Raw genomic sequence first — 11,441 nt, forward strand, 5'->3', positions numbered from 1 at the left:
GCTTTTATTTGCCCGGTTTGAAGCTGTCTTTTAAGTCCAGAATACGGTTAAACACTGGCGTTTCGCTGGAATGATCATACTGATCCGCCACGAAATAACCTTCACGTTCAAACTGGAAACGATCTTCTGCTTGCGCTTGCGCTAAAGCCGGCTCAATAACCGCTTGTACCACTTTCAATGAGTCCGGATTCAGATTCGCCAGGAAGTCATCGCCGACTTCTGGGTCAGATTCGGTGAACAGACGGTCGTAAATACGCACTTCAGCTTTCACGCCTTTAGTGGCAGATACCCAGTGAATCACGCCTTTTACTTTACGGCCTTCCGGATTCTTACCTAAAGTTTCAGGGTCGATTGAACATTTCAGCTCAATAATTTCACCCTTGTCATCTTTAATGATTTCGTCGCACTTGATCACATAAGCATGACGTAAACGCACTTCACCGCCCGGAATCAGACGTTTAAAGCCTTTCGGTGGCTCTTCTTCGAAATCTTTACGGTCAATATAGATTTCAGAGGTGAGCGGAATGACACGCTCACCCATATCTACGTTTGGATGACGCGAATGAGTCAGATCCATTTCTGCTGGCAGATTGGTTAACGTCACTTTTAATGGATTCAGCACGGCCATACCACGCGCTGCGGTATTTTCTAGCGACTGACGGATGCAGTATTCCAGCATTGCCACATCGACAATCCCGTCAGACTTCGACACACCAACGCGCTTACAGAAATCACGCAAGCCTTCCGGAGTAAAGCCACGACGACGCATACCCACTACAGTTGGCATACGCGGGTCGTCCCAACCCTTAACAAAACCACCTTCCACCAGACGGCGCAGCTTACGCTTTGAGGTAATGGTGTAATCGACGTTTAAACGGCTGGATTCATACTGACGTGGTACCGCCGCTGATTTTACCTTTTCCACCACCCAGTCATAGAACGGACGGTGATCCTGGAATTCAAGCGTACACAGTGAATGAGTAATGCCTTCAATCGCATCGGATAATGGATGCGCATAGTCGTACATTGGGTACATTTTCCATTTGTCACCGGTCTGGTGATGCTCGGAATGTAGCACACGGTACAAAATTGGGTCACGCATATGTACGTTTGGCGATGCCATATCAATTTTGGCACGTAATACCGCTTGGCCTTCGCCCAGCTCACCATTACGCATCTGTTCAAAATGCGCCAGGTTGTCTTCTACAGACGCATCACGATACGGTGAGTTTTTGCCCGGCTCGACAAATGAACCACGATTCAGCTTGATTTCTTCAGGAGTTTGCAAATCGACATAGGCATCACCCTGTTCAATTAACTGCACCGCCCAGCTATACAGCTGGTCAAAATAGCTTGATGCATAGCGTGGCTCGCCATTCCAGTTAAAGCCCAACCATTTCACGTCGTTGGCAATACCATCTACATATTCTTGTTCTTCGGCATCCGGGTTGGTATCGTCAAAACGTAAGTTACATAAACCGTTAAATTCTTCGGCAATCCCGAAATTCAGGCAAATTGCTTTCACGTGACCAATATGTAAGTAACCATTCGGTTCTGGTGGAAAACGTGTGATCACTTTTTCAGTACGGCCTGCTGCCAGATCATCGGTAATGACCTGACGCACAAAATCTAAGCCCGGCTGTTGTTCTTGCTGCGCAGCATCGACAGAGGCATGGTTACTTGGTGTCGGGGTGTTAGGCAGAGATGAAACAGCATCATTCGGCTTCATAGTTAATAAATCACTTCTAGATAAAAATTTAGGATAATTAAAACGCTATTCCCACTTTTTAACAAAGAAAATAACGTTTTTACTTGCCTTGTAGTTTACAGTTTGCTTATGCTTCTCTCAACCAAAAAACCCATGGCTTTTTTGTCCATGATTAGGAGATAACACAATGAGTTTTCCTCAAGTCGAATTAAACACCAACAAAGGTCGTATTGTTCTTGAGCTTAACACTGAAAAAGCACCTAAAACTGCTGAGAACTTCCTTCAATACGTTCGTGACGGTTTCTATGATGGCGTAATTTTCCACCGTGTCATCGATGGTTTCATGATTCAAGGCGGCGGCTTTGATGAAAACTTCAAAGAAAAAGCAACCCGTGATTCAATCGAAAACGAAGCAGACAACGGTCTGAGCAATGACGAAGGGACCATTGCAATGGCGCGTACCCAGGCTCCGCACTCTGCATCTGCTCAATTCTTCATTAACGTGAAAAACAACTCCTTCCTGAACCACACGGGCAAAACTGCACAAGGTTGGGGTTATGCCGTATTTGGTAAAGTAGTTGAAGGTATGGATGTAGTTGCTGAAATCAAAGGCGTACGTACAGGCAACCGTGGTTACCACGCTGATGTTCCACTAGAAAATGTGGTCATCGAATCTGCCAAGATCATTTCTGAATAAGAATCCCTCTCAACCTCCCGTTATTTAAGGGCGTTGGGAGATTCCAAGGAAAAGATTGTGACCTATCTGTTTATTTCAGATTTACATTTGTCACCTGATCACCCTCGACTCGTTCGGGGGTTTTTAGATTTATTACGTGCTTATCAGGATCAAAACACCCAGCTGTATATTTTAGGCGACTGGTTCAATGCCTGGATTGGCGATGACTACACCGCCCCTTGGCTGGATGAAATTGTCAGCGCTTTAAAACAGTTTAATGCCGCAGGCAATCAGCTGTATTTTCAGGTCGGCAACCGCGATTTCGCACTGCATGAGGTTTTTTTACAGCAGTTTAACGGGCAATTATTACCTGAAATTGACACCCTCACTATTGGCCAGACCCGCTATCGTCTGGAACATGGCGATGCCTTGTGCACCGATGATGTATCCTATCAGCGCTTTAAAAAAGTTATCCGTCATCCGCTCGTGCTGCGTCTGTTAATAAAAACTCCGCTGTCCTTTCGCAGCAAACTGGCCAACGGTTTTCGCAAACAAAGCCGCGCTTCTAAAGAAGTTAAATCGTATGAAGTGATGGATGTGAATCCGGCTGCGGTAACGCAGGCTTTGGCCGAGGTGGATGTACTGATTCATGGTCATACCCATCGACCAGCCATCCATGAGCTGAATGGCAAAAAGCGGATTGTGCTGGGGGACTGGCGTGCGCATGAGGCACTGATTCTGGAAATTGATCCTGAACAGCCTACCACTCACCTGCAACTGAAACGCTGGACCTATTAAGCAGCAGGTGGATGACTATAAATCCCCACCTCCTGCATCATCTGTCAGGTTAATAATGACCGCTTAATACCCCCCTTCAGGTTTTACCCAGCTCGCTCCGGTTTTATATTTGGCCAGCAGCTCACGCAAGGAATTCATTAATACGCTGGTATCGACACCGACAGCGACAAATTCGGTACCCAGTTCAATATATTTTTGCGTCACGTCATGTTGAGTCGATAAAATCCCGGCCGCTTTACCCGATGCGCGAATTCGTTGAATTGCATCAACCACTGCGTTTTGCACGTCAGGATGGTTCGGATTGCCTTCATAACCCATAGTGGCAGATAAATCTACTGCGCCAATAAATACCCCATCAATGCCCTCGACTTTTAAGATGTTATCCAGATTTTCCAGCCCTGTAACTGACTCAATCTGAATCAGCAAACAGATATTTTCATGTGCAGTGGCATAATAATCCGGAATACTGTTCCAGCGTGTGGCACGTGCCAAAGCCGCACCTACACCGCGAATCCCTTCCGGTGGATAACGCACTGCTTTAACCATCAGTTCGGCCTGCTCCACGGTTTCCACCATCGGAATCAATAAGGTTTGTGCGCCAATATCCAGCAACTGTTTAATAAGCTGCACACTGCCAATTGGCGGACGGACCACCGCCTGTGACGGATAGGCCGCAATACTTTGCAGCTGGGCCAGTGTGGTTCTTAAATCACTGGGCGCATGTTCCCCATCAATCAGCAACCAGTCATAACCGGCATTGGCCGCAATTTCAGTGCCATAGGCATCGGCCAGACCGACCCATAAACCAAGCTGCTGCTGGGTTTTTAATTTATGTTTAAAGTGATTACGATAGTCCATCAACAGGCTCGCTATAGTCCACACCTGTCTCCATTAAATGCCGATTTTTAAAAATTGCCAATATTCAAAACCACTGTTGTGATTTGATTTAACACTTAATCGGGCAATAACTGAAAATACGATGAGCATATTTTAAGGTTAATTTTGACAATAAAATTGCAGCGAATATGCCATCAAAGCCATCAAAATGGCGTATGATGCTGAAGGTTCAGCCTTTCTCAATTTATCCTTATTGCTGGAGTATCTTTATGGATTTGCTCGACGTCGTACGCAGCCGCTATACCACCAAAGCCTATGATCCTGCAAAAAAAATTCCTCAAGAGCAGTTTGAACGCTTTCTCGAAATTCTCCGTTTTACCCCCTCTTCTATTAATATCCAGCCTTGGCATTTCTTTATTGCCGAGCATGATGCAGCCAAGCAGCGCATTGCCAAAGCCCTGGTCGGGAAATATGCCTACAATGCGCCTAAAGTCTTAGATTCTTCTCACACCATTTTGTTCTGTACCAAAGCCGATATTAGCGATGAACATCTGGACAATTTGTTGCAGCAAGATGATGTCAGCGGCCGTTTTAAAGATGCCAGCGCCAAGCAGGGCCAGAAAGACAGCCGTAGCGGATATGTGGATTATTACCGCAATGAAAAAGGTGATATTCAGCGCTGGGCCGAAAACCAGACCTTTATTGCCTTGGGTCAGATGTTACTGGCTGCCGGTATTGAAGGTGTAGATGCCACCCCGATTGGCGGCTTTAATGAACAGATTCTGACGGAAGAACTAGAATTACAGGACAAGGGTTTAATTCCATCGGTGCTGCTGACCTTGGGCTATCGCAGTGAGCAGGACTTTAATGCTAAACTTCCCAAGTCACGCCTGAATAAAGATGAAATTTTCACCAAATTGTAAGAACTACATTACATAATACAGGGACGAAAGTCCCTGATTTCGGCTTGATTTTTGCTTTCCCTTTCACAACACAATAATAATAGACCGGAGAAGAAAGATGTCTATCCTTGCCCAGCTCCCAATGAAGTTTGAATGTCGTCAATGCAATAAACTGTATTTACATCAATATCAGCAGGAAAAACGCCATTATCCTCATTGTCCGAGCTGCCAGAAAGCCGGTCTGTTACTGGGCATTGCCGAACTTCAGGACCTGATCAAACATCCGCTGATTTTTGCTGCCAGCTTCATCAAATTCAAGCCGTCATCGCATAAGCTAAACACATCACACTAATGATGCCCAGCCCCAGCCCGATGGCGGTGCTGGGTTTTAATTTTTCTTTAAAGAACAGCAAACCGCTGATTACCCCTAAAATTACCACCAGAATATTCATGCCGGCAAATACAACCGCCGGTGAATCTTTTAAAGCCATATGTGCTTTGACATAAAACGCGATATTGGCAAAATTCAGCATCCCCAAAATTAAGCCTGCCACTATATTTTTGCCACTGCCCCAGCTTTTGTGCTGAATCAGAATATACCCCAACGATAAAATAAAAGCGCAGATGAACATTAGGTTCAATACCAGCGCAAACTGCAGGCCTAAACCGGTGGTGTATTTCAGCAACACATCAATCAGCGCATAACCGACCCAGACCAAAGCCAAATACAGCATACCCGCCTGGGCGGACGATGCACCGCCACGATGCGAATATAAAATACACAGTACCGCTGCAATCCCCAACGCAATCCCGACAATTTTCAGGCTATTAAACAGTTCCTGGAAAATAAAATAGGCCGCAGTTAAAGACAGCACCACCGACAGCCGCTGGGCAATTTCGGTTTTTAAAATTCCGGCAGTTTGTAATGCTTTGGCTAAAAACAGGAATACGCTTGGCAATAATACCCCTAAGGCCAGAATCAGCAGCCACGGCGTTTCGGTGAGGGACAGCTGTTGTACATTAGGCTGAAACCACCAGAAACACAGCACACTGGCCGAGGCATAATTCCAGCTGATCATCTGCAAAGGTGAATAGCCGCGATTCTTTGCGACTTTCAAGAGAATCGACACCACCACACTACAAATGGCCGCTGCTAAAATCAGTTCCATGATCCACTCTTATTTATATGCATTATGTGATCTGCTCTGCTGCACTATAGCGGTTCAGATACAGAAAAGCCCACGCAATGTGGGCTTTTTTTATAAATACTTCACCAGGAATTATTTATAACGATCTACCATTTTCTCTAAAGAAATTGGACGGATCTTGTCGGCATTGCCCGCAGTACCAAACGCTTCATAACGTGCAACACAAATATCTTTCATTGCATCGACAGTTTTAGCGAAGAATTTACGTGGGTCAAACTCGCTTGGTTTTTCAGCCATGAAGCGACGCATTGCACCAGTAGAGGCCAGACGCAAGTCGGTGTCAATGTTAATTTTACGTACACCGTGCTTAATCGCTTCAACCAGCTGCTCAACAGGTACACCATAAGTTTCCTTGATGTCACCGCCATACTGGTTAATGACTGCCAGCCATTCTTGTGGCACAGAACTTGAACCGTGCATCACCAGATGCGTATTTGGCAGCGCCGCATGAATTTCTTTAATACGGTCAATCGCCAGAATATCGCCTGTAGGTGGACGGGTGAATTTGTATGCACCGTGTGAAGTACCCACTGCAATTGCCAGTGCGTCTACATTGGTGTCTGCTACGAAAGAACGTGCTTCTTCAACTGAAGTCAGCAATTGAGAGTGATCCAGTACACCTTCTGCACCAACACCATCTTCTTCGCCGGCCATACCTGTTTCAAGGCTGCCCAGACAACCGATTTCACCTTCAACAGAAACGCCACATGCGTGTGCCATTTGTACCACACGACGGGTCACATCTACGTTGTATTCATATGAGGTTGGGGTTTTACCATCTTCACCCAGTGAACCATCCATCATGACTGATGAGAAGCCCAGCTGGATAGAACGTTGACATACGTCAGGGCTGGTACCGTGATCCTGGTGCATCACCACCGGAATGTGTGGCCATTCTTCAATTGCAGCCAAAATAAGATGACGTAAGAATGGTGCGCCTGCGTACTTACGGGCACCTGCAGATGCCTGTACGATTACAGGTGAATTCGTCGCATCTGCGGCCAACATGATTGCGCGCATTTGTTCTAAGTTGTTTACGTTAAACGCTGGTACGCCGTATCCGTGTTCACCGGCGTGATCCAATAGCTGGCGCATTGAAATAAGAGCCATAATATCCTCCCAGGTAATGCTGCATATTCTACATGGGGATTTGTTTCAATTCAGCAACAAAACGTCGTATTTAAAAAAAATCCCTGCCAATGCAGGGACTTTTATACAAATTACTACAATTTGTGGAGCTTTTAGGATTATTGCGCTTCAGATGCTGGCGCTGCTGCGCTGTCTGGGGTTGCGGCATCTGCTGGTGCATTGGCCACTTCTTCAGGCACATCGGTATTGTTTTCATCAAGTACTGGCTGATCAATTGCATCAATCGCCGCTTGCTGTTCTGCAGAAATTTGCTCTGACGCTACAGCTGCTGATGCATCTGCAGTGGTCGCTGTTGCATTGTCGTCTTTTTTAGCACATGCAGTGAAAGCTAAAGATGCAGCAAGTAACGCGGCAAGAGTTAATTTTTGGTTCATCAGAATATCCTACAACCCGGTGATTTTTGATCATAATATTTCAGAAACATGACAGTTTTATGACTAAAAAATGAAGTGCATAAAAAAGGCTGACCGAGGTCAACCTTTTGTCATCTTGCAAGCGTGTGCGAATTAAGCACGTTCTAGCAATACGGCAACTGCTGGTAAGGTCTTGCCTTCTACAAACTCAAGGAAAGCACCGCCACCTGTAGAGATATAACCAATTTTGTCTGCAACTTCATATTTGTCGATGGCAGCCAAGGTGTCACCACCACCTGCAATTGAGAAGCCTTCTGATTCAGCAATCGCTAAAGACAGGGCTTTAGTCCCTTCACCGAACTGATCCACTTCGAATACGCCAACTGGGCCATTCCAGAGAATCGTTTTAGAAGTTTTCAAGATCTCAGCAAATGCTTTTGCCGTTTCTGGACCAACATCCAGAATCATGTCGTTGTCTGCCACATCTTCTACTTTTTTCACGGTTGCTTTGGCAGCTGCCAGTGAACCCAAGAAGTCATCAAAGTTGATTTCAGATGCATCAGCAACTACTACATCCGTTGGAAGTGGTACAGATACTTTGGCAGCAATGGCTTTGGCTGTGTCGATCAAATCATTTTCACACAGTGATTTACCCACGTTGTAACCTGCAGCGGCTAGGAAAGTATTGGCAATACCACCACCCACAATCAACTGGTCGCAAATGTCAGACAGTGACGTTAATACATCCAGCTTGGTGGATACTTTAGAACCGGCAACAATCGCCACCATTGGTTTTTCTGGTGTTTGCAGTGCACGGCCAAGTGCATCCAGTTCAGCAGCCAGTAAAGGACCTGCTGCGGCAACTTTGGCAAGACGCGCCACACCTTCAGTTGACGCTTCTGCACGGTGCGCAGTACCAAATGCATCCATTACGAATACATCACACAGCGCTGCATATTTTGCTGCCAGCTCAGGATTGTTTTTCTTTTCACCCACGTTAAAGCGGCAGTTTTCAAGTAACACCACTTGACCTGCTTCTACCTCTACACCATCCAGGTAGTCAGTCAATAATTTGACTTCCTGGCCCAGTGCTTCGGTCAGGTAAGCTGCGACAGGCGCAAGTGATTGTTCAGCTTTAGGTTCACCTTCAACAGGACGACCCAGGTGAGAATACACCATTACGGCTGCGCCTTTTTCCAAAGCCGCTTTAATTGTCGGTAAGGCAGCACGTAAACGCGCATCGCTGGTAATCACACCATTTTTCACCGGCACGTTTAAGTCTTCGCGGATCAGAACACGCTTTTGTGCCAGGTCGAGGTCAGTCATACGCTGAAAATTCATGTATAGCTCACTTTTTAGATATTAAAATCGCCAAGATTCTAAATGATTATGCAGAAAAAGGTTAGCTTCTTTTGCAGAAAAGCTAACGATTGCCAAAGTTTTGTTATGATAGAAAAAAAACAGACCTGATAATTTTTATGCCTATGTCTATACATCCAGATCCAACCCTGAACCGTTTAAATGTTTTAGGCGAGCCTTTGGCCAGCTGCTGTTTTGACCCGATTACCGGCTATTTTCGTAATGGCTTTTGCCATACGGCGCCCACGGATCTGGGCCAGCACACTGTTTGTGCACAAATGACCTCGGAATTTCTGAACTTTTCCCAGAAAATTGGCAATGACCTGATCACACCGTTGCCTGAAGTCGAATTTCCGGGCTTAAAACCGGGTGATTTCTGGTGTATTTGTGTGACCCGCTGGGTTGAAGCCTATCAGGCCGGTAAAGCACCACCCGTAAAAATTCAGGCCTGCCATCAGGCGGTACTGTCTTACGTTCCCTTAGATATTTTGATGGAATATGCTGTCTAATGAAGCGTCCGATTATTCTGGCGTCCAGCAGCCAGACCCGTAAAGAGCTGATGGACCGTTTAAAGCTCGACTATCAGTGTATGACACCCGACATTGATGAATCACCGCAAGGTGAAAACCATGCCGATGATCTGGCCAAACGGCTGGCTTTTGAAAAAGCCCAGAGTATTGCCGAGCAATATCCTGAAGCCATTGTGATTGGCTCCGATCAGGTGGCGTGGCGTGAAGGTGCGCCCGATATTTTTATTGGCAAGCCCTTAAGCTCGGAAAAAGCCATTCGCCAGCTGCAGGCCAACTCGGACAAAATTGTCTACTTTAGTACTGCGCTGAGCGTACAGCAAAAATCCAGCGGTTTTGAACAGACCCTTGTCGAACACTACAAAGTCAAATTCCGTAAACTGAGTCTGGATGAAATCGAGCGCTATGTGGCACTGGAACAGCCGCTGCATTGTGCCGGCAGTTTTAAATGCGAAAGTCTGGGGATTAGCCTGTTTGAACAGATGATCGGTCAGGATCAGACCACCTTGATGGGTATGCCAATGATTCAGCTGTGCCAGATTCTCCGCCAGCTTAATCTGCAGATTCCCTAAACACGGTAATGCAATACCCAAAATGATCAGGTGCCTGTCCTGATCATTTTTTTCGCCATCTTTTCCCTTCTGCCACTTTTCTAAATTTCCTTAAGATGAAGTTCATCACTTGCACCACCGCACAACTCAAGGGACAATAACAGCTAAATTTATGTTGTAGTTATTTGACATGTCTCAACCTTTAGACGTTTTAGGCGGAATCACCGCTGAACAATTCCTTGCCGAATATTGGCAAAAAAAACCGCTGCTGGTGCGTAATGCTCTGCCTGAAATTGCCAATATTCTTGAGCCGAGTGATGTCATGGAGCTGGCACTGGACGAAAATATCAGCGCCCGCTTAATCAAGCAGAAAGATCGTGATCCGAACCAGTGGTCCGTAAAATCTTCACCGCTATTAAAAGCCGATTTCCAGAAAATGCCAAAGCTGTGGACGCTGCTGGTCCAAGCGGTAGATCACTACTCTTTTGATCTGGCGGAACTGTGGAAAAAATTCCCGTTTATTCCGCAGTGGCGCCGTGATGACATTATGGTGTCATATGCGCCAAAAGGCGGTTCGGTCGGCAAACACTTCGACTTCTATGATGTATTTCTGGTGCAGGGCTATGGTCATCGCCGCTGGCAACTGGGCCAGATGTGTGATGCCGAAACCGAATTTGTTCCAGGTCAGCCGCTGAAATTACTGCCAGAGATGGATGTCAATTTTGATGAAGTGCTGGCACCGGGTGACCTGCTTTACGTGCCACCAGGTTTATCGCACTATGGCGTGGCCGAAGATGACTGTCTGACCTTCTCTTTCGGTTTCCGTATGCCAAACATCAGCGACATGATGGATCGCGTCAGTGACAAGTTTTCTGACAACCAGTTGCTAAAAAATCCGTTGCAAGATCTGATCCGCGACCAGATCAGCCCGATTGGACAAATTACCCAGCCGGAACTGGAATATTTAAAAGCCGAATTGCTGGCACAACTGCACAACTCGACCGTGCTGGAAGATGCCATCATGAGCCTGATGTCAGAGCCAAAATATCCGGACAATATTCCAGAAGCAGAAGAAATTGGTACTGGCGATCTGGAAGATGCGCTAGATCAGGGCTATCAACTGATTTTAGAACCGGCTTCACGCCTGCTCTATACCGAAGAAGATGGCGAGTTACTGTTCTGGGCCAACGGTGAAGGTCTGTATATTTCGGATGAGTTTGCGCCTTTACTGAAGCAGATTGCTGATGGTGAACTCGTCGAGCTGAATGAAGACCTGTACCATGAAGACATTCTGGAAGATGTAGCCCAGTTACTCAATGATTCTGTGCTGATGCTGCTGCCAGCTGAAGATGCAGAAGATGAGGCCGAATAAG

13 protein-coding genes are annotated in these 11,441 nt (G+C 46.2%); 7 read left to right on the forward strand and 6 right to left on the reverse strand.

The window, feature by feature from the left end; genetic code table 11:
- Positions 1 to 4: 4 nt before the first annotated feature.
- Positions 5 to 1,729: a glutamine--tRNA ligase/YqeY domain fusion protein gene (locus F905_RS06070; protein ID WP_005178559.1), complete on the reverse strand. Its 1,725-nt coding sequence runs from the start codon at positions 1,727 to 1,729 to the stop codon at positions 5 to 7.
- Between the two features lie 166 nt (positions 1,730 to 1,895).
- Here F905_RS06070 and F905_RS06075 point away from each other — a divergent pair, with 166 nt between their 5' ends.
- Entirely contained in the window at positions 1,896 to 2,405 is a 510-nt protein-coding gene (locus F905_RS06075) for a peptidylprolyl isomerase (protein ID WP_005178561.1), read from the forward strand.
- A gap of 57 nt (positions 2,406 to 2,462) precedes the next feature.
- Positions 2,463 to 3,182 (forward strand): UDP-2,3-diacylglucosamine diphosphatase, encoded by a 720-nt coding sequence (locus F905_RS06080; RefSeq protein WP_005178563.1) that lies wholly within the window; start codon positions 2,463 to 2,465, stop codon positions 3,180 to 3,182.
- Positions 3,183 to 3,245: 63 nt separating this feature from the next.
- On the opposite strand, the gene hpaI is transcribed toward F905_RS06080, so the two are convergent.
- Positions 3,246 to 4,040 (reverse strand): 4-hydroxy-2-oxoheptanedioate aldolase, encoded by a 795-nt coding sequence (hpaI, locus tag F905_RS06085; RefSeq protein ID WP_005178565.1) that lies wholly within the window; start codon positions 4,038 to 4,040, stop codon positions 3,246 to 3,248.
- A gap of 248 nt (positions 4,041 to 4,288) precedes the next feature.
- Here hpaI and nfsB point away from each other — a divergent pair, with 248 nt between their 5' ends.
- Positions 4,289 to 4,942: an oxygen-insensitive NAD(P)H nitroreductase gene (gene nfsB / locus F905_RS06090; protein ID WP_005178567.1), complete on the forward strand. Its 654-nt coding sequence runs from the start codon at positions 4,289 to 4,291 to the stop codon at positions 4,940 to 4,942.
- Between the two features lie 97 nt (positions 4,943 to 5,039).
- Complete coding sequence (locus tag F905_RS06095; protein WP_005178570.1) at positions 5,040 to 5,273, forward strand: hypothetical protein; 234 nt, start codon at positions 5,040 to 5,042, stop codon at positions 5,271 to 5,273.
- Here the strand turns inward: F905_RS06095 and F905_RS06100 are convergent.
- The 4 genes from F905_RS06100 to F905_RS06115 form a co-directional block, all read right to left on the reverse strand.
- Entirely contained in the window at positions 5,236 to 6,090 is an 855-nt protein-coding gene (locus F905_RS06100) for a DMT family transporter (protein WP_005178572.1), read from the reverse strand. The genes F905_RS06095 and F905_RS06100 overlap by 38 nt on opposite strands.
- Positions 6,091 to 6,201: 111 nt before the next feature.
- On the reverse strand, positions 6,202 to 7,239 hold the full coding sequence (gene fba / locus F905_RS06105) for a class II fructose-bisphosphate aldolase (RefSeq protein ID WP_005178575.1): 1,038 nt from the start codon (positions 7,237 to 7,239) through the stop codon (positions 6,202 to 6,204).
- A gap of 137 nt (positions 7,240 to 7,376) precedes the next feature.
- On the reverse strand, positions 7,377 to 7,652 hold the full coding sequence (locus tag F905_RS06110; protein ID WP_005178577.1) for a hypothetical protein: 276 nt from the start codon (positions 7,650 to 7,652) through the stop codon (positions 7,377 to 7,379).
- A 132-nt stretch (positions 7,653 to 7,784) separates the two neighbouring features.
- Positions 7,785 to 8,972: a phosphoglycerate kinase gene (locus F905_RS06115; protein WP_005178578.1), complete on the reverse strand. Its 1,188-nt coding sequence runs from the start codon at positions 8,970 to 8,972 to the stop codon at positions 7,785 to 7,787.
- A 143-nt stretch (positions 8,973 to 9,115) separates the two neighbouring features.
- Between F905_RS06115 and F905_RS06120 the strand changes: the two genes are divergently transcribed.
- From F905_RS06120 to F905_RS06130, 3 genes are all read left to right on the forward strand, one after another.
- Positions 9,116 to 9,499 carry a DUF2237 family protein gene (locus F905_RS06120; RefSeq protein WP_034597805.1) on the forward strand — a complete coding sequence of 128 codons (384 nt, stop codon included), beginning with the start codon at positions 9,116 to 9,118 and terminating at the stop codon, positions 9,497 to 9,499.
- Positions 9,499 to 10,089 (forward strand): Maf family protein, encoded by a 591-nt coding sequence (locus F905_RS06125; RefSeq protein ID WP_005178582.1) that lies wholly within the window; start codon positions 9,499 to 9,501, stop codon positions 10,087 to 10,089. The genes F905_RS06120 and F905_RS06125 overlap by 1 nt, the downstream gene beginning before the upstream one ends.
- 169 nt (positions 10,090 to 10,258) lie before the next feature.
- A complete protein-coding gene (locus tag F905_RS06130; RefSeq protein ID WP_005178584.1) occupies positions 10,259 to 11,440 on the forward strand; it encodes a ribosomal protein uL16 3-hydroxylase in 1,182 nt (393 codons plus the stop codon).
- Position 11,441: the final 1 nt, after the last annotated feature.

Source organism: Acinetobacter sp. CIP 53.82 (assembly GCF_000369465.1).
Lineage (GTDB): Bacteria > Pseudomonadota > Gammaproteobacteria > Pseudomonadales > Moraxellaceae > Acinetobacter > Acinetobacter indicus.

What these genes read in the sequence shown, in the direction of transcription:
- F905_RS06100 (WP_005178572.1), bottom strand. Translation starts at nt 6,090, where the DNA reads ATGGAACTGATTTTAGCAGCGGCCATTTGTAGTGTGGTGGTGTCGATT.
- F905_RS06070 (WP_005178559.1), bottom strand. Translation starts at nt 1,729, where the DNA reads ATGAAGCCGAATGATGCTGTTTCATCTCTGCCTAACACCCCGACACCA.
- F905_RS06115 (WP_005178578.1), bottom strand. Translation starts at nt 8,972, where the DNA reads ATGAATTTTCAGCGTATGACTGACCTCGACCTGGCACAAAAGCGTGTT.
- F905_RS06075 (WP_005178561.1), top strand. Translation starts at nt 1,896, where the DNA reads ATGAGTTTTCCTCAAGTCGAATTAAACACCAACAAAGGTCGTATTGTT.
- F905_RS06120 (WP_034597805.1), top strand. Translation starts at nt 9,116, where the DNA reads ATGTCTATACATCCAGATCCAACCCTGAACCGTTTAAATGTTTTAGGC.
- nfsB (WP_005178567.1), top strand. Translation starts at nt 4,289, where the DNA reads ATGGATTTGCTCGACGTCGTACGCAGCCGCTATACCACCAAAGCCTAT.
- hpaI (WP_005178565.1), bottom strand. Translation starts at nt 4,040, where the DNA reads ATGGACTATCGTAATCACTTTAAACATAAATTAAAAACCCAGCAGCAG.
- F905_RS06110 (WP_005178577.1), bottom strand. Translation starts at nt 7,652, where the DNA reads ATGAACCAAAAATTAACTCTTGCCGCGTTACTTGCTGCATCTTTAGCT.
- F905_RS06130 (WP_005178584.1), top strand. Translation starts at nt 10,259, where the DNA reads ATGTCTCAACCTTTAGACGTTTTAGGCGGAATCACCGCTGAACAATTC.
- fba (WP_005178575.1), bottom strand. Translation starts at nt 7,239, where the DNA reads ATGGCTCTTATTTCAATGCGCCAGCTATTGGATCACGCCGGTGAACAC.
- F905_RS06095 (WP_005178570.1), top strand. Translation starts at nt 5,040, where the DNA reads ATGTCTATCCTTGCCCAGCTCCCAATGAAGTTTGAATGTCGTCAATGC.
- F905_RS06125 (WP_005178582.1), top strand. Translation starts at nt 9,499, where the DNA reads ATGAAGCGTCCGATTATTCTGGCGTCCAGCAGCCAGACCCGTAAAGAG.